The sequence below is a fragment of the Vibrio sp. TMPB1044 genome (assembly GCF_030442075.1).
GTDB classification, from domain to species: Bacteria; Pseudomonadota; Gammaproteobacteria; order Enterobacterales; family Vibrionaceae; genus Vibrio; species Vibrio satsumensis.
On the sequence record NZ_JAUJED010000078.1, the window covers coordinates 184784 to 207867 of the forward strand.

Genomic DNA, 23084 nt, shown 5'->3' on the forward strand with positions numbered 1-23084 from the left:
AGTGCAAAGAGTGAAAGAGATCAATCAATCTATTTGGCAATGGCTTAACCGTGCCACACCAGAGGCGCTCTATGATCGTCAATTGGTATGGATTGCTCTTGGACTGATGCTGACGGGTTTGGTAATGGTAACGTCGGCTTCGTTCCCAATCAGTGCTCGTTTAACCGATCAGCCGTTTCACTTTATGTTCCGTCATGCCATCTTCCTTGTGTTGGCATTAGGTGTCTCCAGCGTCATATTGCAAATCCCTATGCAGCGCTGGTTTCAATACAGTATGTATCTACTGGGCTTATCCTTTTTCTTGCTGATTGTGGTATTAGCCGTCGGTAAATCGGTTAACGGCGCATCGCGTTGGATCCCATTAGGGTTATTTAACTTACAACCTGCTGAGGTAGCCAAGTTATCGCTGTTTATCTTTATGGCGGGCTACTTGGTTCGTAAACAGGACGAAGTGAGAAAAACCTTCTTCGGTGGTTTTGCCAAACCCATCATGGTGTTTGGCGCCTTTGCCGTGTTGCTATTGGGCCAGCCCGATTTAGGTACCGTAGTCGTAATGCTAGTTACTTTGTTTGGCATGCTATTCATTGCTGGTGCCAAGCTTTCACAGTTTATCGCCTTGATGGTGGCGGGTATTGCCGCAGTCGTCGGCTTGATTGTTATAGAGCCTTACCGTGTTCGACGTGTTACCTCATTCTGGGAACCTTGGAACGACCCTTTCGGTAGTGGTTACCAGTTAACTCAGTCATTGATGGCGTTCGGCCGTGGTGATTGGATGGGGCAAGGGCTTGGTAACTCAATTCAAAAGCTCGAATACCTACCCGAAGCGCACACCGATTTTGTATTTGCTGTGTTGGCAGAAGAATTGGGTTTTGTTGGCGTAACCTTGGTGTTGATGCTGATCTTTAGCTTGGTTTTTAAAGCCATTCTTATTGGTAAAAAGGCCTTTGAAAATGACCAAGTGTTCAGTGGCTACCTGGCATTTGGCATCGGCATTTGGTTTGCTTTTCAGACGCTTGTTAATGTGGGTGCTGCTTCAGGTATCGTCCCGACCAAAGGTCTAACCTTACCGTTGATCAGTTATGGTGGTTCAAGTCTTATCGTGATGTCGGTGGCGGTTTCTATGTTGCTGCGTATCGATCACGAGTGCCGGATACAACAAAAAGAACAAGCCGATAATCAAAACGAATTAGTAGAATAAGAATCTAACGTGATGACAAAAAACAAAAAACTTTTAGTGATGGCTGGTGGTACTGGCGGTCACGTTTTCCCTGGCTTAGCCGTGGCTAAAAAGCTTCAGCAACAAGGCTGGGAAATTCGCTGGTTAGGAACTGCAGACAGAATGGAAGCGGATTTGGTGCCAAAGCATGGTATTGAGATCGACTTCATCAAGGTGAAAGGCCTTCGTGGTCAAGGCATTAGCAAGCTAATTAAAGCGCCGTTCCAGGTTATTAATGCCATACTTCAAGCAAGACAACACATTAAAGCATGGCAGCCTGATGTGGTGCTCGGCATGGGTGGTTACGTGAGTGGTCCCGGTGGTATCGCGGCTTGGTTGTCTGGTATTCCAGTAGTTCTGCATGAACAAAATGCAGTGGCAGGTTTAACCAACCAATGGCTGTCTAAGATTGCTAAAAAGGTTTTCCAAGCTTTTCCGGGTGCGTTTCCTACTGCAGAAGTCGTGGGTAACCCAGTACGCGAAGATGTTGTTGCCTTAACTGAACCCGATCAACGCATGGCTGAGCGTGATGGTGACATCCGCATTTTGGTTATGGGGGGTAGCCAAGGCGCTAAAATCCTAAATGATACACTGCCTTTGACATTGGCTCAGTTAGGCGCTGGTTTTACTGTGATGCACCAAGCCGGTAAAAACAATCAACAGCAAGTGATTGAACAATACAAATCACATTCTGTAGATAATGTACAAGTGACTGAATTTATTGATGATGTGGCGCAAGCTTATGAGTGGGCAGATCTATTAGTGTGTCGGTCAGGGGCATTAACCGTATCAGAAGTATCTGCAGCAGGTGTTGGTTCTATCTTCGTTCCGTTTATGCACAAAGACAGACAACAAGCGCTGAACGCCGATCACTTAGTTGAGTGTGGCGCTGCGTTGATGATTGAACAGCCTCAACTGACGGCTGATAAGCTAGCGAACACGATCGCTGAGCTTGATAGAAATGAATTAAAAATGATGGCAACAAAAGCTCGTCAAGCAGCCAAGCTTGATGCTGATGTGACCGTCGCTGAAGCGATTAAAGCTTTAGCAAAATAATGAGATTGAATTGATGACGATTGAACATACCCAAGACTTAGCGCAAATCCGTGCAATGGTGCCAGAGATGCGCCGTGTTAAATCTATCCACTTCATTGGTATTGGTGGTGCAGGCATGAGCGGGATCGCTGAAGTCCTGCTAAATGAAGGCTATCAAATCACAGGTTCTGATATTGCTCAAAATCCAGTGACTGATCGTTTAGTTAGCAAGGGCGCGACTGTTTACATTGGTCACCAAGCAAGTAACGTTGCCGATGCAAGTGTGGTGGTGGTTTCAACCGCTATCAACGAAAAAAATCCAGAAATTATTGCTGCTCGTGAAGCGCGTACACCTATCGTTCGTCGTGCAGAAATGCTGGCTGAGCTGATGCGTTTTCGTCACGGCATTGCTGTGGCAGGTACGCACGGTAAGACAACCACGACTGCGCTAGTGACACAGATTTACTCGGAAGCAGGCCTAGATCCAACCTTCGTAAACGGTGGTTTGGTGAAAAGTGCAGGCACTAACGCACGTTTAGGTTCAAGCCGTATTCTTATCGCTGAAGCCGATGAGAGTGATGCGTCATTCTTACATCTGCAACCAATGGTTAGTATCGTAACTAACATCGAAGCGGATCATATGGATACCTACGGTGGCGATTTTGAAACGCTAAAGCAGACGTTTATTGACTTCTTACACAACCTGCCATTCTACGGTCAGGCTGTGATGTGTGTTGATGATCCTGTAGTGCGTGAGCTTATCCCTCAGGTAAGTCGCCAAGTGATTACTTACGGTTTCTCAGAAGATGCGGATATTCGTATTGAGAACTACGTACAAGAAGGTCAACAAGGTAAGTTCACGGTGGTACGTGAAGGTAAAGCTAACCTTGATATCACATTAAATATTCCGGGTCGTCACAATGCACTGAATGCGTCAGCGGCGATCGCTGTTGCAACAGAAGATGACATCAGCGATGAAGCGATTCTAAAAGCGATGGCGGGAACCGAAGGCACTGGTCGCCGTTTCGATCACCTAGGTGAGTACGAAACAGGTAAAGGCGTTGCTATGTTGGTTGATGATTACGGTCATCACCCAACCGAAGTTGATGTGACGATTCAAGCTGCACGAAGTGGCTGGACTGATAAACGTCTTGTGATGATCTTCCAACCACACCGTTATAGCCGTACTCGCGATCTGTATGATGATTTCGCGAACGTTCTTGAACAGGTTGATGTCCTAATTCTGTTAGATGTTTATTCTGCAGGTGAGAAACCTATTGCAGGGGCAGACGGACGTTCATTAAGTCGAACTATTCGCGGGCGTGGTAAGATAGATCCAATCTTTGTTGCCGATATCAACGCGCTGCCGTCGGCTTTAGCCAATGTAATTCAAGGCGGTGACCTTGTTTTAACGCAGGGGGCAGGCGATGTTGGTCGAGTGGCGAAGCAGTTGGAATCGTTACAGTTAGACATTAATAAAATGCAGAACGCGTAACAGAATACTGTCTACAGACTGTGGTCAATCGCTCACTTCTTGCGATTGACCTAAAATTGACCAAAAATCTTATTATCAACGTTTGATAGTTTGATTTTGCTCAGTATAATTCATAGGTTAAAGTAAGTGCTTTTACCTCTATTACGAAGATAGGGAATAGAATTGCGAACCAACGACAGGGAATGCGGGCTTTGGTAGAAAGTACTTTTAGCGAAAACCGCCACCTATTCAGTTTACCGTCGCTCAAGAAACACGCCTTAGGTGGGGCTTTTTTTGTCATGGTATTGCTTTTCATTGGGTTTCTTTTCTATACCACACTGACTTGGATGTGGGACGATCAGCGATTGCCTCTCTCCAAAATAGTACTTCAAGGCGACTTAACTTACGTAACCGCTGGTGATGTTCAACATGCGTTTAGCGAGCTAGAGCATATCGGAACATTCATGTCGCAAGACATTGGTGTGTTGCAAGACAGTTTAGAAGCGTTACCTTGGGTTTCAGTGGTCTCCATTCGTAAGCAGTGGCCAGACACAATAAAAGTATTTTTGACTGAGTACCATGCAGCAGCAATCTGGAACGGCAACATGCTGCTGAATGACGATGGTCAGGTGTTTAATGGTGATATCGGCCTGTTGAAGGGTGATAGAGTTAAGCTTTACGGCCCAGACGGCACCAGCCAAGAAGTGATAGAAAAGTGGCGACAGATAACCCCTTTGATTAACAGTCTAGGGTTAACCGTTACCTCACTCGTTCTCAATGAGCGTCGCGCTTGGCAAATAATCCTAGATAACGGTATCCGTTTAGAACTAGGTAAAGATTCTTTAGATGAGCGTGTTGAACGCTTTATTTCGCTTTACAACGAACTTGGTAGTAAAGCGAATCAAGTGAGCTACATCGACCTCAGGTATGATACGGGAGCCGCTGTAGGCTGGTTTCCAGAGCAAGAGTTAGAAGAGAGCACAGATGACTAAGACCGCAGATGACAACATAATCGTTGGTCTTGATATAGGCACTGCGACCATATCAGCTCTGGTTGGTGAAATATTGCCTGATGGTCAAATCAATATCATTGGCTCTGGGCAAAGCCCATCCAGAGGTATGGATAAAGGTGGTGTAAACGACCTAGAGTCGGTAGTGAAGTCGGTTCAGCGAGCTATTGATCAAGCAGAGTTGATGGCGGAATGCCAAATCAGCAATGTATTTATCTCGCTATCGGGTAAACATATCGCAAGCCGAATTGAAAAAGGCATGGGCACTATCTCTGATGAAGAAGTGTCTCAAGACGATATGGATCGAGCGATCCATACCGCGAAATCAATTAAAATAGGTGATGAGCAGAGAATTCTGCACGTGATCCCACAAGAATTTACCATTGATTATCAAGAAGGGATTAAGAACCCACTTGGCTTATCTGGTGTTCGAATGGAAGTCAGTGTTCACCTAATTTCTTGCCATAGCGACATGGCGAGAAACATTATTAAAGCTGTTGAACGATGTGGTCTCACAGTAGAACAAATCGTGTTTTCAGGACTTGCCTCAAGCAATGCGGTAATTACTGAAGACGAGAGAGAGCTTGGAGTGTGTGTGGTCGATATCGGTGCGGGTACGATGGATATTTCCATTTGGACTGGCGGCGCACTTCGACACACAGAAGTCTTTTCCTACGCAGGAAATGCAGTAACCAGTGATATTGCCTTCGCTTTCGGCACGCCAGTGAGCGATGCTGAAGAGATAAAAGTAAACCATGGTTGCGCTCTGAGTGAACTCGTAAGCAAGGATGACTCTGTTAACGTCCCAAGTGTTGGTGGTCGCCCATCGAGAAGTTTGCAACGACAAACTTTGTCGGAAGTGATCGAACCACGTTACACTGAACTTATGGGTCTCGTTAACCAAACTATTGATACGGTTCAATTACAGCTACGCGATGAGGGTATTAAACACCACCTTGCAGCTGGCGTCGTTCTCACTGGTGGAGCGGCACAAATTGACGGGTTGGTAGAGTGTGCGGAACGTGTTTTCCGCAATCAAGTTCGAGTTGGTAAGCCGTTAGAAGTTAGTGGCTTAACTGACTATGTTAAAGAGCCGTATCATTCTACGGCGGTTGGTTTACTTCATTACGCAAGAGATTGTCAGATCAGTGATGAAGGTGATTATAGCGAACCTAAGCGTTCAGCACCTTCTATGTCTGGTTTATTTGGTAAATTGCGTAATTGGATACAAAAAGAGTTTTAACCTGAGTTGCAGGAAAAAACGGAGATAACACATGTTTGAACCGATGATGGAAATGTCTGACGATGCGGTAATTAAAGTCGTTGGAGTTGGTGGCGGTGGCGGTAACGCTGTTGAGCACATGGTGCGTGAGTCAATCGAAGGTGTAGAGTTCATCAGTGTTAACACTGACGCACAAGCACTTCGTAAAACAAGCGTGAGCAGCGTGATCCAAATTGGTGGTGATATCACTAAAGGCTTGGGCGCTGGTGCAAACCCACAAGTAGGCCGTGATGCAGCTCTCGAAGATCGAGAAAGAATTAAAGAAGTTCTAACTGGCGCCGATATGGTATTTATCGCAGCTGGTATGGGCGGTGGTACAGGTACAGGTGCTGCTCCAGTTATTGCTGAAGTTGCGAAAGAGTTGGGTGTGCTAACGGTTGCTGTGGTAACTAAGCCATTTAGCTTTGAAGGCAAAAAGCGTTTAGCGTTTGCTGAGCAAGGTATTGAAGAGCTTTCTAAACATGTGGATTCTTTAATTACGATTCCAAATGAGAAGCTACTTAAAGTACTTGGCCGCGGCGTAACTCTGCTAGAAGCTTTCGCAAGTGCAAATGATGTACTTAAAAATGCTGTACAAGGTATCGCAGAGCTAATTACTCGCCCTGGTATGATTAACGTCGATTTCGCGGATGTTCGCACCGTGATGTCTGAGATGGGTCATGCAATGATGGGTAGCGGTATCGCAAAAGGTGAAGACCGTGCTGAAGAAGCTGCTGAAACGGCAATTTCTAGCCCACTACTAGAAGACATCGACCTAGCTGGCGCGCGTGGCGTTCTTGTGAACATCACAGCAGGCCTAGATATGCGTCTAGATGAGTTCGAAACAGTAGGTAATACAGTTAAGGCATTCGCATCTGATAACGCAACAGTTGTGATTGGTACTTCTCTAGACCCTGATATGACGGATGAAATCCGTGTAACTGTTGTTGCAACAGGTATCGGTACAGAGAAAAAACCAGACATTACATTAGTTGCTGGTGGTAAAGCTAAGGTTGCAACAACTCCTCAACCACAGGTAGCGGCTCAAACTGCACCAAAAGTGGAAGAGAAAGTGGCACAGCCATTGCAGGAAAAAACTGAGGTTAAACCTCAAGTTAAGCCGCAGCCAACAACGTCTCCTGTTTCTTCAGGTACAGGCGCTAGCCAAAGTGCAGCACCTAAAGCTGAGAAAGAGAGTGGATACTTAGATATTCCAGCATTCTTACGACGTCAGGCTGATTAACAAATACCCAAAATTTGACTATCGTCGAATTAATGGTAAAATTCGCGGTCGGTAAATACTGACCGTGATTTGTAGCACTGATAACGAGGCAAGCAGATGATCAGACAACGTACTCTGAAAGAAATTGTGAAAACAACTGGTGTGGGTCTCCACTCTGGTCGTAAAGTCACACTTACTCTTCGCCCGGCAGCTGCAAATACAGGCATTGTTTATCGTCGTACAGATGTAAATCCACCTGTAGATTTTCCAGCTGATCCAGCGTCAGTTCGTGACACTATGCTATGTACAGCTCTTGTTAATGACGAAGGCGTACGTATCTCTACAGTGGAACACCTTAACGCAGCTCTAGCGGGTATGGGCATCGACAACATTATTGTTGAAGTAGATGCTCCTGAGATCCCAATTATGGATGGTAGCGCAAGCCCATTCGTATACTTGCTACAGCAAGCTGGTGTAGAAACACTGAATGCAGCGAAGCGTTTTATTCGTATCAAAAAGCCTATCCGTTTTGAAGATGGCGATAAGTGGGCAGAATTTGTTCCATTTAACGGCTTCCGCATGGACTTTGAGATCGATTTTAACCACCCAGCAATTGAATCTGATGAGCAACGTTTGTTGTTTGATTTCTCTTCACAAGGCTTTGTGAAAGAGATCTCTCGCGCTCGTACTTTCGGTTTCATGCGTGACATTGAGTATCTACAATCTCAAAACCTAGTACTTGGCGGTAGCTTCGATAATGCTATCGTTCTAGACGAATACCGAATTCTTAATGAAGAAGGTCTACGTTTTGACAATGAGTTCGTAACTCACAAAGTACTCGATGCGATTGGTGACTTGTATATGTGTGGACACGCTATTATTGGTGAGTTCCGTGCATACAAATCAGGTCACGGCCTAAACAACCAACTACTACGTGCAGTACTTGCTGACGCAGAAGCTTGGGAATGGGCAACATTCGAAGAGGAAGTGGGCTCTCCTGTTGCATTTGCTGAGCCAGGAATGGTTCTAGCGTAATTGTTGTTTACAACAATATAAGATTTCGAAAACCAGGTCATTGACCTGGTTTTTTTGTATCTACTTTCCAGATACAGTGTTGTCAACATCCGAAAGTTGACTACCAATGGGCTACAGTCTGGCTAATCCGTCAGCAATTAGAAAGAAAAGTTCCAAGCACATCAAACAAATGGGGTTATTAATGGTCGTTGGTGTGAAAATTACTTACACTAAAGGGCATTAATTTTAACTCAAGCCTTGAAAACTCTACTCTCAAGTACAATATCAAAGATACTAGATTTATCTCAGTATCCTTGGTTAGTAACTGAAGACTAGTTCATAGCTAGTAGAGACTGACGGCATTTAAAATAGATCGCGGACGATCTGAGAACGAAGAGATTCCAAGCACATGATTACTAAGCTGCTGACAAAGGTAATTGGCAGTCGCAATGACAGAACACTGCGCCGCCTTAGAAAAATTGTAAAAGAAATTAATAACTACGAACCAACGTTTGAAGCACTTTCAGACGAAGAGCTAAAAGCAAAAACGGTTGAGTTTCGTGAGCGCTTAGATAAAGGTGAATCGCTAGACCAACTTCTACCGGAAGCATTTGCTACGGTACGTGAAGCGTCTAAGCGTGTTTACGGCATGCGTCACTTTGACGTGCAAATGATTGGTGGCATGGTTCTAAATGCTGGCCAAATTGCAGAAATGCGTACTGGTGAAGGTAAGACTCTTACAGCAACCTTACCAGCTTATCTTAACGCCCTACCTAGCAAAGGTGTTCACGTAGTAACGGTGAACGACTACCTAGCGAAACGTGATGCGGAAACAAACCGCCCATTATTTGAATTCCTTGGTATGACCGTTGGCGTGAACGTGCCAAATATGGCTCCACCAGAGAAGAAAGAAGCGTACCAAGCGGATATTCTATACGGAACAAACAACGAGTTTGGTTTCGACTACCTACGTGACAACATGGCTTTCCGTGCTGAAGATCGTGTTCAACGTGAACGCTTCTTCGCTGTTGTCGATGAAGTTGACTCAATTTTAATTGATGAAGCTCGTACACCACTTATTATCTCTGGCCCTGCTGAAGATAGCTCAGACCTTTACACGCGTATTAACACGTTAATTCCGAACCTTGAGCGCCAAGATAAAGAAGATTCTGAAGAGTACCGTGGTGAAGGTCACTACACCATGGACGAGAAATCGAAGCAGGTTCACCTGACTGAAAACGGTCAAGAATTTGTAGAAGAGCTAATGGTGAAAAACGGCCTGATGGAAGAGGGCGATACGCTTTACTCTCCAACAAACATCAGCCTATTGCACCATGTTAATGCAGCGCTTCGTGCACACGTATTGTTTGAGAAAGACGTCGACTACATCGTTACTGAAGAAGGCGAAGTGGTTATCGTTGATGAACATACTGGTCGTACTATGCCAGGTCGTCGTTGGTCTGAAGGTTTACACCAAGCTGTTGAAGCTAAAGAAGGTGTGAAGATTCAGAATGAAAACCAGACTCTAGCATCGATTACATTCCAGAACTTCTTCCGTCTATACGAAAAACTGTCAGGTATGACAGGTACTGCCGATACTGAAGCTTTCGAATTCCAGTCTATCTACGGCCTAGAAACTGTGGTTATCCCAACCAACAAGCCAATGGTTCGTAACGATATGCCAGATGTGGTTTATCGTACTGAAGAAGACAAGTTCAATGCGATCATTGAAGACATCAAAGACCGTGTAGCAGCTGGTCAACCATCATTGGTTGGTACGGTTTCTATCGAGAAGTCTGAACTACTGTCTAACGCACTGAAAAAAGCAAAAATTAAGCACAGCGTTCTAAATGCTAAATTCCACGAAATGGAAGCAGAGATCGTTGCACAAGCTGGTATGCCGAGTGCGGTAACTATCGCAACTAACATGGCTGGTCGTGGTACCGATATCGTGTTAGGTGGTAGCTGGCAGGCACAAGTTGAGAAGCTAGAGAATCCAACCAAAGAGCAGATCGATAAGATCAAAGCTGATTGGAGAATCATCCACGATAAAGTACTTGAGTCAGGTGGTCTGCACATCATTGGTACTGAGCGTCATGAATCTCGCCGTATCGATAACCAGCTACGTGGTCGTTCTGGTCGTCAAGGTGATGCGGGTTCTTCTCGTTTCTACCTATCAATGGAAGATTCTCTGTTACGTATCTTTACATCGGATCGTATGGCTGGTCTTATCCAAAGTGGTATGGACGAAGGCGAAGCGATCGAATCTAAGATGCTTTCTCGCTCAATTGAAAAAGCACAACGTAAAGTTGAAGGTCGTAACTTCGATATTCGTAAGCAGCTTCTTGAGTACGATGATGTAGCCAATGACCAACGTAAAGTGGTTTATGAGCTTCGTGACGAACTGATGAGTTCTGACGACATCAGCGAAATGATCGAACACAACCGTGAAGACGTGTTTACTTCGGTTATCGATGAGTACATTGCTCCTCAATCTCTTGAAGATATGTGGGATATCGCTGGTCTGCAAGATCGTCTGAAGAATGACTTTGATCTAGACTTTGATATTCAAGGTTGGTTAGACGAAGACGACAAGCTTTACGAAGAAGCATTGCGTGAACGAATCCTAGGTATGGCGGTTGATTCGTACAAACAGAAAGAAGAAGTGGTTGGTGCTCAAGTACTGCGTAACTTCGAGAAGTCTGTGATGCTACAAACGCTAGATGGTCTTTGGAAAGAGCACTTGGCTGCGATGGATCACCTTCGTCAAGGTATCCACCTTCGTGGTTATGCTCAGAAGAACCCGAAACAAGAGTACAAGCGTGAGTCGTTTGAACTGTTTGAAGGCCTACTAGATGTACTAAAAACAGACGTTGTTACCATTCTTTCTAAAGTTCGCGTTCAGCAACAAGAAGAAGTTGAAAAGATGGAAGCGCAACGTCAAGCCCAAGCTGAAGAAGCGGCGCGTCGTGCAAAAGCACAACATGCAACAGCTGAAAACCAGCTAGGCGATAATGAAGCTGAAGCTGCATCTCCACAAACGGTAGTACGTGATGAGCGTAAAGTGGGTCGTAACGAACCATGCCCATGCGGAAGTGGCAAAAAATATAAACAGTGTCACGGTAAAATTGACTAAGCTTGGTGAATCGTTGCTGTAACGGATGATTGCAGTGTCGGAGGTACTCACTTACTAACGTAAGCTCCGTGCCTCCTCCTCGCACTCAACACGTCACAGCTTAGCTTCACACAAACTTATTGATAAAAAGAGTCGCTTAGGCGGCTCTTTTTGTATATGAAAATAATAAGGTTTCGATGGCGTCATCCTCGAGAGTGAGGGACGAGCGAGTCGTGGACCTTTGGAACTAACAAAAGAGCAGATTCCCTATCTAATTCGTTCCTCATTGTAGGGAATGACGGTAAGGGCACAAAAGGAACACCATCAATGAAAAGAATCCACATTGTAGCTGGAATTATCTTTAACCAAGATAAGTCACAGGTATTTATTACTAAGCGCCCAGACGACAAGCATAAAGGCGGTTTCTGGGAATTTCCTGGTGGTAAAGTAGAAGTAGGCGAAACCATTGAACAGGCGATGACTCGTGAACTTGATGAAGAAATCGGTATCAATGTGACTGAACAGTCTCTGTTTGAACATCTTGAGTTTGATTACAGTGACAAGTCGCTTAAGTTTGATTTCATCCTTGTGACTGATTTCGAGCAACAGCCTTATGGTAAAGAAGGGCAACAAGGTGAATGGGTCGATCTTGAATCATTGAGCCAATACGCATTCCCTGAAGCGAATGTGCCAATTTTAGAGCGAGTAATAAAAGAGTTTTCGTAATTGCTAGCCTGAGTTTGAGATTGTTGTTAGTTTAAAGAGATTAATCGATTGAACGTTGCTGCAAGAGATAAGTGGCAACGGTAACCAAAACAATGGAGATATTCGCAGTGGTAAGAATTGCAATTGCAGGAGCAGCGGGCCGTATGGGTCGCAACTTGGTGAAAGCCGCTCATCATAATTCAGAAGCAAGTGTTGGTGCTGGTTCAGAGCGTCCAGAGTCATCTTTGGTCGGCGTTGATGTTGGCGAGTTATGCGGTGAAGGTCGTTTTGATGTTGCTCTAGTGGATGACTTGTCTAAAGCGATCGAAGAGTTTGATGTGATTGTCGATTTTACTGCACCTGTTAGCACATTAGCGAATATTGAACTTTGTAAACGTCATGGTAAAAAGCTGATCATCGGTACGACGGGTTTCTCTGAAGAAGAGAAGCAGGTGATTGATGCAGCTTCAAAAGAGATGCCTATCGTAATGGCACCTAACTACAGTGTCGGTGTGAACCTGGTATTTAAGCTGCTAGAGAAGGCCGCTAAAGTGATGGGCGATTATTGTGATGTCGAGATCGTTGAGGCTCACCACCGTCATAAAGTTGATGCACCTTCTGGTACTGCGATTGGCATGGGCGAAGCGATTGCTGGTGCGATGGGCAATGAGCTAAACGATGTAGCCGTGTGGTCACGTGAAGGCATTACTGGCGAGCGTACAAAAGATGAGATTGGTTTTGCGACAATTCGAGCTGGCGACATTATTGGCGAGCATACCGCTATGTTTGCTGATATCGGTGAGCGAGTCGAAATTACTCATAAAGCCACAGATCGAATGACCTTTGCTAATGGTGCAATCAAGGCAGCAGTTTGGTTAAATGACAAACCTGCTGGCTTTTATACCATGACTGACGTCCTTGGTTTGAACGATCTGTAAATAGATATTTATGCGCTGGCAACTGCCGGCGCTTTCTTTATTTAGTCCCTTTTTTACAGTGATCCCTCTTCTACTATCCTCCTTTTACTTTCTTATTATCGTCATTTTCCCTTAGTTTAAGTGTTATTTATATTGCCTTTGGTGTGTTTTCTGTTTTAGATCTTTAAATTATCATGTTTTCTCTTTGTATTTATCGTTTGCGTTTTGTTGCTGATATTTTTATTACTCTATGCTTAGCTAAAATGAGGGGTGAAAATTAGAAAATCATAATATTCGGTTTAAATGAGCATGAAAGTTGAACTTTTGAAGCTTTGATGGTGTAAATTGGATTAGTCCTTACAAATGTTTAATTTCTTTTACGTTAAATGTTGACACGTATCACGCACATCACTAAAATACCGCCAATTTGTCTAATTTCCATAAACACGCAGTTTCTGGTGTTGCAGGAAGGTAGATTTGCAAATTAAATCAATTTTAATGCATTTTTATTTCTGGAGGTTGTCTTGAAGAAGTCAGCACTACTCGTCCTAGAAGATGGGACAGTATTTCACGGTGAAGCCATTGGCGCTGTAGGTTCTGCAGTTGGTGAAGTCGTTTTTAATACCTCGATGACGGGGTACCAAGAAATCCTCACTGATCCTTCCTATTCTCAACAAATCGTTACTCTTACTTACCCTCACATTGGCAATACCGGAACCAATTCCGAAGACGAAGAATCTTCTTCAATCCACGCTCAAGGCCTTGTGATTCGCGATCTCCCTCTAATCGCTTCTAACTTCCGTAATGAACAATCCCTTTCTGATTACCTTAAGTCGCAAAACGTTGTTGGTATCGCTGATATCGATACTCGTAAGCTGACACGTATTCTTCGTGAAAAAGGTGCTCAGAACGGTTGTATCGTAGCTGGCAACAATTTAGACGAAGCTTTGGCTTTAGCTAAAGCAAAAGAATTCCCTGGCCTGAAAGGTATGGACCTTGCGAAAGAAGTTACAACAAAAGAAGCGTACCAATGGAAACAAGGTTCGTGGACGCTTACGGGTGGACTTCCTGAAGCGAAAGCAGACTCTGAATTGCCATACCACGTTGTTGCTTATGACTTCGGTGCAAAACGAAACATCCTACGAATGCTTGTTGACCGCGGTTGCCGCCTAACGGTTGTTCCAGCTGAAACTTCTGCTGAAGAAGTACTAGCTCTGAACCCAGACGGTGTTTTCCTTTCAAATGGCCCTGGTGACCCAGAACCATGTACTTACGCAATTGAAGCGACAAAAGTGTTCCTAGAAAAAGGCTTGCCAATCTTCGGTATCTGTCTAGGTCACCAGATTCTTGCTCTTGCGTCAGGTGCTAAGACAGTGAAGATGAAGTTTGGTCACCACGGTGCAAACCACCCGGTTAAAGATTTAGATCGTGATGTTGTGATGATTACTTCGCAAAACCACGGCTTTGCTGCTGACGAAGAAACCCTTCCAGAGACACTGCGTGCAACTCACAAATCACTATTTGATGGTTCTCTACAGGGTATTCACCGTACAGACAAACCAGCATTCAGCTTCCAAGGTCACCCTGAAGCAAGCCCAGGTCCAGAAGATGCGGCACCGCTATTCGACCACTTCATTGAATTAATTAAACAGCACACAGCGTAATCCGGAGTAGTAGATAATGCCAAAACGTACTGACATTAAAAGTGTTCTAATTCTAGGTGCTGGCCCGATTGTTATCGGTCAAGCATGTGAGTTTGATTACTCTGGTGCTCAAGCTTGTAAAGCACTTCGCGAAGAAGGTTACCGAGTTATTCTTGTAAACTCGAACCCAGCGACAATCATGACTGACCCTGACATGGCTGATGCAACTTACATTGAGCCTATCCAATGGGAAGTTGTGCGTAATATCATCGCTAAAGAGAAGCCTGATGCAGTTCTACCTACAATGGGTGGCCAAACTGCATTGAACTGTGCTCTAGACCTAGAAAAGCACGGTGTTCTTGAAGAGTTCGGTGTTGAAATGATTGGTGCAACGGCTGACGCTATCGATAAAGCAGAAGACCGTTCACGCTTCGATAAAGCAATGAAAGCTATTGGCCTTGAGTGTCCAACTGCTGATACAGCGAAAACGATGGAAGAAGCTTATAAAGTTTTAGACATGGTTGGCTTCCCTTGTATCATTCGTCCATCGTTTACGATGGGTGGTACTGGTGGCGGTATCGCTTACAACAAAGAAGAATTTGAAGAAATCTGTCGTCGTGGTTTGGACTTATCTCCAACAAACGAACTTCTTATCGATGAATCACTTATCGGTTGGAAAGAGTACGAGATGGAAGTGGTTCGTGACAAAAGCGATAACTGCATCATCGTATGTGCGATTGAAAACTTCGACCCAATGGGTATTCACACGGGTGACTCAATCACCGTGGCTCCAGCACAAACGCTGACAGACAAAGAATACCAACTAATGCGTAACGCATCTCTAGCAGTACTGCGTGAGATTGGTGTTGAAACAGGTGGTTCAAACGTACAGTTTGGTATCAACCCGAAAGATGGCCGTATGGTTATCATCGAGATGAACCCACGTGTATCTCGCTCTTCAGCACTAGCTTCTAAAGCAACAGGTTTCCCAATCGCTAAGATTGCAGCGAAACTGGCTGTTGGTTTCACGCTAGACGAGCTAATGAATGACATCACTGGTGGCGCAACGCCAGCATCATTCGAACCAACAATCGACTACGTAGTAACTAAGATTCCTCGTTTCAACTTCGAGAAATTTGCAGGTGCTAACGACCGTCTAACGACACAAATGAAGTCTGTTGGTGAAGTTATGGCTATCGGCCGTAACCAACAAGAATCTCTACAAAAGGCACTCCGCGGCCTAGAAGTTGGCGCGACTGGTTTTGACGAAATGGTAGACCTAGACGCACCAGATGCTCTAACGACTATCCGTCACGAACTTAAAGAAGCTGGCGCAGAGCGTATTTGGTACATCGCTGACGCATTCCGTGCTGGTATGTCGGTAGACGGTGTATTCAACCTGACGCAAATCGACCGTTGGTTCCTAGTTCAAATCGAAGATATCGTTAAGCTAGAGCAAGAACTTAAAGCGAAAGGCTTTGCTGGTCTAAATAAAGACGAGCTAAACAAGCTTAAGCGTAAAGGTTTTGCTGATGCGCGCCTATCTAAGATTCTAGGTGTAGCGGAAAGCGAAATCCGTCGTCTACGTGACCAATACGACATCCATCCGGTATACAAGCGTGTAGATACGTGTGCAGCTGAGTTCTCTTCAGATACGGCTTACATGTACTCATCTTACGATGACGAGTGTGAAGCAAACCCAACAGACAAAGAAAAAATCATGATTCTAGGCGGCGGTCCAAACCGTATTGGCCAAGGTATTGAATTTGACTACTGTTGTGTACATGCATCACTAGCGCTACGTGAAGATGGCTACGAAACTATCATGGTTAACTGTAACCCTGAGACAGTTTCTACAGACTACGATACGTCTGACCGCCTGTACTTCGAACCGGTAACTCTAGAAGACGTGCTAGCAATAGCTCGTGTTGAGAAGCCAAAAGGCGTTATCGTTCAGTACGGTGGTCAAACGCCACTTAAACTGGCACGTGCTCTTGAAGCGGCTGGCGTACCAATCATCGGTACTAGCCCTGACGCAATCGACCGTGCAGAAGACCGTGAGCGTTTCCAAGTTGCTGTAGACCGCCTAGGCCTACTTCAGCCAGAAAACGCAACAGTAACAACAATGGAGCAAGCGGTAGAGAAATCTCGTGAAATCGGCTTCCCACTTGTTGTTCGTCCTTCTTATGTACTTGGTGGTCGTGCGATGGAAATCGTATACGACGAGCAAGATTTACGTCGCTACTTCAACGAAGCAGTTAGCGTATCAAACGAATCTCCAGTACTACTTGATAGCTTCCTAGATGACGCTGTTGAAGTAGACGTTGATGCGATTTGTGACGGTGAGCGCGTTGTAATCGGCGGTATCATGGAGCACATCGAGCAAGCGGGTGTTCACTCAGGTGACTCAGCATGTTCTCTTCCTGCATACACGCTAAGCCAAGAAATCCAAGACGTAATGCGCGAGCAAGTTGAAAAGCTAGCGTTTGAGTTGGGTGTTCGTGGTCTGATGAACACGCAGTTTGCTGTTAAGAACAATGAAGTGTACCTAATTGAGGTTAACCCTCGTGCAGCACGTACGGTTCCATTCGTATCTAAAGCAACGGGTGCGCCAATCGCTAAGATTGCCGCTCGTGTAATGGCTGGTCAATCTCTAGAGTCTCAAGGCTTTACGAAAGAAATCATCCCACCTTACTACTCAGTGAAAGAAGTTGTACTTCCATTCAACAAGTTCCCTGGTGTTGACCCACTGTTAGGCCCAGAAATGCGTTCTACTGGTGAAGTTATGGGTGTTGGCGCGACATTCGCAGAAGCATACTCTAAAGCTGAATTGGGTTGTGGTCACATCTACCCTGAAGGCGGTCGTGCATTGCTCTCTGTTCGCGAAGGCGATAAAGAGCGTGTTGTTGACCTAGCATCTAAGCTATCTAAGCTTGGTTACCAGCTAGACGCAACACACGGTACAGCGGTTATCCTTGGTGAAGCGGGTATCAACCCACGTCTAGTAAACAAGGTACACGAAGGTCGTCCTCACATTCTTGACCGTATCAAGAACAACGAGTACACGTACATCGTGAACACAGCTGCTGGCCGTCAAGCGATTGAAGATTCTAAAGTTCTTCGTCGTGGCGCATTGGCTGAGAAAGTTAACTACACGACAACGCTAAACGCTGCATTCGCGACTTGTATGGCGCACACAGCGGACGCGAAGACGTCAGTAACTTCAGTTCAAGAGCTCCACGCACAGGTTAAAGCTTCTCAAGCTTAATAGCCTAAAGTGTATCGCTGTTAAGCGGATATAAATGCTCAAAGCCCACTCTCCGGAGTGGGCTTTTTTATGTCTGTTATCCAATATGAGTTAAATGGTGAAAATCTGGAATAGGTTAGAATCTTGTGTTTCGTTGTTGATCGTTTGCTCACGGTGGTAACTTGTCGCTATACGAGAACTTAAGGCGTGGGTATATGGAAATCACTCTAGAAATATTGGCTATCTTGTTTGTTGTTGCAACGGCAGCAGGCTTTATTGATGCAATGGCTGGCGGCGGTGGGTTACTGACTCTACCGGCATTGCTCGCGGCCGGAGTACCACCAACGCAGGCACTGGCAACCAATAAACTCCAAAGCTCATTTGGTAGCTTTTCTGCGAGTTGGTATTTCGTGCGTAACGGTATAGTCAGTATTAAAGAGATGCGACTCGCGATCTTTTGTACCTTTATTGGTTCTGCCATTGGCGCCGAGTTAGTCCAGCACATTGATGCGAGCCTACTGACTAGTGTGATACCGTTGCTGCTTATCGCTATCTCTCTCTATTTCCTGTTAGCACCACAAACCAGAGCGTCTGAGGGTAAACAGAAGATCTCTGAGGCGATGTTTGCGTTATGTGTTGGCGGCGGTGTTGGTTTCTATGATGGTTTCTTTGGTCCGGGCACAGGTTCTATCTTCACAGTTTGTTTTGTTGCTATTGGCCATTTTTCGTTAGTCGATGCTACTGCGCGCACCAAGGTACTTAACTTCACTTCGAATATCGCAGCCTTGATCTTCTTTATTTTAGCAGGCTTGCCAATTTGGGAGCTGGGATTAGTGATGGCGGTCGGCGGCTTTATGGGCGCCCAGCTTGGCGCTAAAGTCGTGGTGACAAAAGGGCAGAAATGGATTCGCCCCCTTGTGATCGTAATGTCGATGCTAATGGCGTCTAAACTGCTTTGGGAACAGCATCAACAATGGATTCTATCAGTGCTTTAACTCGTGGAGACTGATAGCTATTTGGTCTGACACAGATATGAATCGGTCGAATAAGGCCTTCTAGTTCTTGAAAGCTAAATAGGTATTGAGACTCAATATTGAGCGTCTTTACGATAGAGAGCGGGATTAAGGCTGGTCCAGTTCCACCAAGTGCAAGTTGCGCGGCTGCGGTATAAGCATCCATCTCCATCAAGGGTTTAATGCCAAACTTCTCTAATACAGAGAGCTGATAAGAGTTGGCAGGATTGGTCATATCGTTGGTAATCACCAATGGAGGAAGCTCCGTTAGCGGTGACTTACTCACTATGTAAAACGGCTCATCAAACAGGTGGAATGCCATTAAACCATGATGCGGTGGCAGTAAGCCAGCACACAACCCCAAAGTCGCCTTGCCAGATTGTACTCGCTCTATGATTCTCGGCGTGTGGTTGGTGGTAATGGTGATGTACTTATCTTGTTGGATAAATTGCCCCATCATTTCACCTAAATAACCCGCTATCAGCGACTTAGAGCTATCTAAAGTAATGAGAGTGGTATCTTCCAACTCTTGCTGTTCATAAATAAGACCACGAAGTTCATTGAATGTAGGGCCAATACTCTCGATTAATGCAATTGCATCCGGCGTGAGTTTTATCTGTCGGCCACTCGGTTCAATGAGCTTTTTACCTAGCTTCTTTTCTAAATTCGCAATCCGTTTGCTGACCGCTGATTGGCTGATATAAAGCAAACTGCCTGTGCGGCTCATGGTCTTTGCTTTACTCAATACCAGTAGAGTTTCGATTCCTTCGAGTAGCATTGGGTTATATTCATGAAAGTTGGGAATGATTGTGTCAACTTACCTGAAACGCAATCCATTCTCTAGACTTGAAACTAAAGCTTTGAACCAAGTTAGGTATTTTTAGTTATGCTCGCACGTGTAACGCGAGAGCATAATAATTGTGTTGGGGGGAGCTCAAATTAAGAAAGGCTCCTTTGAGGAGCCTTTCTTAATATTTGGTAATGGTCTATTTGATGGCGAAGGTCGGCAGTGATAAGTGCCAACGAATAGCCCCAAGCCTGATCAGCAGCGTTGAGAATACACCGGCTAAAAATGCCGTCTCTGAATCGTGCCCCATGCGAATAGCCATAGTGTGGAATGCACCGCCGATGATACAAGCGGTCGCGTAGACTTCGCTTCGTAGGATCATCGGTACTTCACGGGCAAGTACGTCACGAATAATACCGCCACCACAGCCGGTGATGACACCCATGATGATGGCCACTAGTGCTGAATCTTGATAGATAAGCGCTTTTTCTACACCAATGCCAACAAACACCGCTAGGCCGATTGCATCACATACTGGCAGTATCCACCACGCCAGACGTTTGGGACGCCTTACGATGATCATGGTCAGCAAGCAGGTAATGATGATTACCCAAAGGTAGGTGGTGTCAGTGATCCAAAACACTGGAGTTGCACCCAATGCCATGTCACGAATAGTACCGCCGCCAATTGCGGTTACACTGCCTAGAACGGCTACGCCAAAGGGGTCCATCTTAAGACGGCCAGCGACAAAAACGCCTGAAATAGCAAAGATGGCAGTGCCAAATAAATCGATAATATAAAGCAGCATGGAGTCCATGATACTGGTGCTCTTATAGTTAAAATTATAGGGACAGGTCGGTGGCGAATTGTACGAAAAAACGCAGCAAATAGTTAGTGATTTTGCCTAGCTCTATCGAAGAAATCGCACACTTGTTGGATCGCTTTCAAAGTTCTCGTTGTCGGGCGATTAATCCAGTCAGAATTGAGTGACCAAATCTGATTTTGAACAACTGCTGGGATCTCATCTTCCCATGTTTGCCACATGGTTCCATTCTCAATCGCGTGCTGAGACGTGAAGATCACTTCAGGTTTCTTAAGTACAACTTGTTCGATGCCAACTTGCGGATAGGGGGAAGCACTGTCTTTAAAAATATTGTGGCCACCACAAAACTCAAACACCTCACTTGGCCAGTGCCCTTGAGCAACAGTGATGATCGGCTTCTCACTGAGTTGGTAGAAGTAGTTTACAGGTTCGGCGCCTTTATATTTTAGTCTTAACGCGTTGAGTTGTTCTTTGTATTGCTTGGCATTATTTTCACCGACACTTGGGTCATTTGCGTACTGGCTGAGTTGTTCAATATTGGTCGCGATGCTGTCTAGGCTTTTGGTTTTTGAGTAGTAAATATTAAAACCAAACTGCTCTAGCTTCGCGAGTTCTCTAGGCGGGTTGCCGGCAGGCCATGCAAGAATCAGATCTGGCTGCAGTGCGATGATCTTTTCAACCTTGATGCCTTGATAGTTTGCCACTTTTTCAAGCTGGTCTGCTTGTGGTGGGTAATCACTACGTTCACTTACCGCAACAAGGCTATCGCCTAAACCAGCGCTGTACGCGAGTTCAGTGGCGTGAGGAGCAAGGCTTACTACGCGTTGAGCAGGCTGTATTTCTGGAGTCAGCGATGTTTCTTCCGCAAATGATAAAGGCAGCCATAAGGTGGAAGACAAAATAGTAAGGCTTGTAACAAGTGTTGAAGGTTTCACTCTAAACCCCTTGGTGAACAAATAGTAAGATTAGGCTTTGTAAAAATATCCAGATAGTAATACGACTAAACAGCAGCTTCTGAACCTGAGATAAATGCAGAGCTGATGGGGCTATTCTTCCGCCTAATTTTGCACGAATGGCTTTGGTGTTGTCATAAATGGCAGGGCCACCCAGTGATAGCTCAAGCTTATTGCCAACGGCTGTAATTAACCATGCCGGACCGGGTAGAGGCCAAGAGCGACTCTGAACGAGCATCATCTTAAATGTGTGAGACGCTTTATCACCACAGACGATCATCAAGGCAAACAAGCGCATGGGTATAAATTCTAGGATAGCGACGATCTTGATTGCCGTTGAGCCAAATGGAGAAAATTGCTTGCGACTTGGTGACCATGCTCGGGCTAACTCGACTACAAGGCGATACATTAACGCGGCGATTCCACCACCGATGGCGTACCAAAACAGGACGCAAACCACGTTACGAGCGTAACCCATGATGATGGTTTCTGTGGCGGCTTTGCCTAGACCAAGTGATGAAAGTGATTCGGTCTGACGATTGACAATTGGAGCCAGTAACTGACGAGCGGCGACTTTATCTTCTCGACCAAGTGCCTTGATCAACTGATTAGCCAGCTTTTCATTATTACGCCAATCAATCGCGAGTAATAACAGTGCTAACTCAAACAGTTGAGATTGCCAAACCAAAGGTTGCAAGGCCAACAGAATAATCAGAGTCGGTAGCACCATTAATCCCCAGGCTAACGTGCCCGAGATTAAGCTTTGGGAATAGTTCTGGTTGTTATTAACCTTGCTTGCTAAAAGCTCAGCAAACTTATGCCATAAGGTCGTCGGGTGTGCGGCATGAGGAATAGGTAAAATTAAATGAAAAAGCAGTGCTCCCCACATTACAAGGAGCACGCCATTTGCAAATACCTGATCAAACAGTGTTTGCATGTCTAGTCGCTTACTTTAGTAGGGCAACCATTTTGATAACCATTTCAGAAGAGCTTTGTGCTGCTAGCGGCAGGAACTCTTCGAAGCTCATTGGTGATTCTTTGTCTGCAACGTCAGAGATTGCACGTACAACCACGAATGGAACTTGGAATTGGTGACAAGCTTGAGCAATCGCAGAAGCTTCCATCTCTACAGCAACCACTGATGGGAAATGCTTACGGATGAACTCTTGGCGTTCAGCTGTGCATACAAATGCGTCGCCAGTACAGATAAGGCCACGAACAGCGTGCTTATCTTCCATTTGAGATAGCGCTTGTTCAGCAACTTGCATCAGCTTGTCGTCAGCTTTGAATGCTGCAGGTTGACCTGCCATTTGACCAATTTCGTAACCGAAAGCCGTAACGTCTGCATCGTGGTGACGAACTTCAGTTGAGATAACAACATCGCCAAGGTTCAGTGTTGAATCAAAACCGCCAGCAGAGCCAGTGTTTAGAACGACATCTGGTTGGTATTCGCTTAGAAGGATTGAAGTACCAACTGCTGCTGCTACTTTACCAATGCCTGATTGAAGCAAAACAACGTCAACACCATTTAGCTGACCAGAGAAAAAGGTACAACCGCCTTTATTAACTTCAGTAATGTCTGAAATTGCTGCTTTTAGGATCGCAACTTCTTGCTCCATTGCGCCAATGATGCCGATTTTCATGTGTAG

The 23084-nt window shown here is 45.2% G+C and carries 18 protein-coding genes; 13 read left to right on the forward strand and 5 right to left on the reverse strand.

Annotated elements, in window-relative coordinates:
* The first annotated feature begins 1 nt into the window (after position 1).
* The 13 genes from ftsW (at position 2) to QQ041_RS23200 (ending at position 18854) form a co-directional block, all read left to right on the forward strand.
* Positions 2 to 1198, forward strand: a complete 1197-nt coding sequence (gene ftsW, locus QQ041_RS23140; RefSeq protein WP_146490526.1) for a cell division protein FtsW — start codon at positions 2 to 4, stop codon at positions 1196 to 1198.
* A 12-nt stretch (positions 1199 to 1210) separates the two neighbouring features.
* Positions 1211 to 2272, forward strand: a complete 1062-nt coding sequence (murG, locus tag QQ041_RS23145) for an undecaprenyldiphospho-muramoylpentapeptide beta-N-acetylglucosaminyltransferase (RefSeq protein ID WP_285955182.1) — start codon at positions 1211 to 1213, stop codon at positions 2270 to 2272.
* Positions 2273 to 2285: 13 nt separating this feature from the next.
* Positions 2286 to 3746: a UDP-N-acetylmuramate--L-alanine ligase gene (gene murC, locus QQ041_RS23150; RefSeq protein ID WP_146490528.1), complete on the forward strand. Its 1461-nt coding sequence runs from the start codon at positions 2286 to 2288 to the stop codon at positions 3744 to 3746.
* 191 nt (positions 3747 to 3937) lie between these two features.
* On the forward strand, positions 3938 to 4717 hold the full coding sequence (locus tag QQ041_RS23155; RefSeq protein ID WP_285955183.1) for a cell division protein FtsQ/DivIB: 780 nt from the start codon (positions 3938 to 3940) through the stop codon (positions 4715 to 4717).
* Positions 4710 to 5978: a cell division protein FtsA gene (ftsA, locus tag QQ041_RS23160; RefSeq protein WP_010434747.1), complete on the forward strand. Its 1269-nt coding sequence runs from the start codon at positions 4710 to 4712 to the stop codon at positions 5976 to 5978. The genes QQ041_RS23155 and ftsA overlap by 8 nt, the downstream gene beginning before the upstream one ends.
* 31 nt (positions 5979 to 6009) lie before the next feature.
* Entirely contained in the window at positions 6010 to 7239 is a 1230-nt protein-coding gene (gene ftsZ / locus QQ041_RS23165) for a cell division protein FtsZ (protein ID WP_146490529.1), read from the forward strand.
* A 96-nt stretch (positions 7240 to 7335) separates the two neighbouring features.
* Positions 7336 to 8253, forward strand: a complete 918-nt coding sequence (gene lpxC, locus QQ041_RS23170; RefSeq protein ID WP_010434751.1) for a UDP-3-O-acyl-N-acetylglucosamine deacetylase — start codon at positions 7336 to 7338, stop codon at positions 8251 to 8253.
* Between the two features lie 388 nt (positions 8254 to 8641).
* A complete protein-coding gene (gene secA / locus QQ041_RS23175) occupies positions 8642 to 11368 on the forward strand; it encodes a preprotein translocase subunit SecA (RefSeq protein WP_061019049.1) in 2727 nt (908 codons plus the stop codon).
* Positions 11369 to 11674: 306 nt separating this feature from the next.
* A complete protein-coding gene (gene mutT, locus QQ041_RS23180; RefSeq protein WP_076670693.1) occupies positions 11675 to 12073 on the forward strand; it encodes an 8-oxo-dGTP diphosphatase MutT in 399 nt (132 codons plus the stop codon).
* Positions 12074 to 12165: 92 nt separating this feature from the next.
* Positions 12166 to 12990 (forward strand): 4-hydroxy-tetrahydrodipicolinate reductase, encoded by an 825-nt coding sequence (gene dapB / locus QQ041_RS23185; RefSeq protein ID WP_026084086.1) that lies wholly within the window; start codon positions 12166 to 12168, stop codon positions 12988 to 12990.
* Between the two features lie 503 nt (positions 12991 to 13493).
* Positions 13494 to 14633 carry a glutamine-hydrolyzing carbamoyl-phosphate synthase small subunit gene (gene carA / locus QQ041_RS23190; RefSeq protein WP_048609692.1) on the forward strand — a complete coding sequence of 380 codons (1140 nt, stop codon included), beginning with the start codon at positions 13494 to 13496 and terminating at the stop codon, positions 14631 to 14633.
* A 16-nt stretch (positions 14634 to 14649) separates the two neighbouring features.
* On the forward strand, positions 14650 to 17880 hold the full coding sequence (gene carB, locus QQ041_RS23195; protein ID WP_285955148.1) for a carbamoyl-phosphate synthase large subunit: 3231 nt from the start codon (positions 14650 to 14652) through the stop codon (positions 17878 to 17880).
* 194 nt (positions 17881 to 18074) lie between these two features.
* A complete protein-coding gene (locus QQ041_RS23200) occupies positions 18075 to 18854 on the forward strand; it encodes a TSUP family transporter (RefSeq protein ID WP_060983043.1) in 780 nt (259 codons plus the stop codon).
* Here QQ041_RS23200 and QQ041_RS23205 read toward each other — a convergent pair.
* The 5 genes from QQ041_RS23205 to mtnN form a co-directional block, all read right to left on the reverse strand.
* Positions 18805 to 19650 carry a LysR family transcriptional regulator gene (locus tag QQ041_RS23205; RefSeq protein WP_060983044.1) on the reverse strand — a complete coding sequence of 282 codons (846 nt, stop codon included), beginning with the start codon at positions 19648 to 19650 and terminating at the stop codon, positions 18805 to 18807. The genes QQ041_RS23200 and QQ041_RS23205 overlap by 50 nt on opposite strands.
* A gap of 208 nt (positions 19651 to 19858) precedes the next feature.
* Positions 19859 to 20476 (reverse strand): TRIC cation channel family protein, encoded by a 618-nt coding sequence (locus tag QQ041_RS23210; protein ID WP_146490532.1) that lies wholly within the window; start codon positions 20474 to 20476, stop codon positions 19859 to 19861.
* Positions 20477 to 20550: 74 nt separating this feature from the next.
* Positions 20551 to 21417: a vitamin B12 ABC transporter substrate-binding protein BtuF gene (btuF, locus tag QQ041_RS23215; protein WP_285955149.1), complete on the reverse strand. Its 867-nt coding sequence runs from the start codon at positions 21415 to 21417 to the stop codon at positions 20551 to 20553.
* A 1-nt stretch (position 21418) separates the two neighbouring features.
* Complete coding sequence (locus QQ041_RS23220) at positions 21419 to 22372, reverse strand: cobalamin biosynthesis family protein (RefSeq protein WP_285955150.1); 954 nt, start codon at positions 22370 to 22372, stop codon at positions 21419 to 21421.
* Between the two features lie 10 nt (positions 22373 to 22382).
* Complete coding sequence (gene mtnN, locus QQ041_RS23225) at positions 22383 to 23078, reverse strand: 5'-methylthioadenosine/S-adenosylhomocysteine nucleosidase (protein WP_017630246.1); 696 nt, start codon at positions 23076 to 23078, stop codon at positions 22383 to 22385.
* Positions 23079 to 23084: the final 6 nt, after the last annotated feature.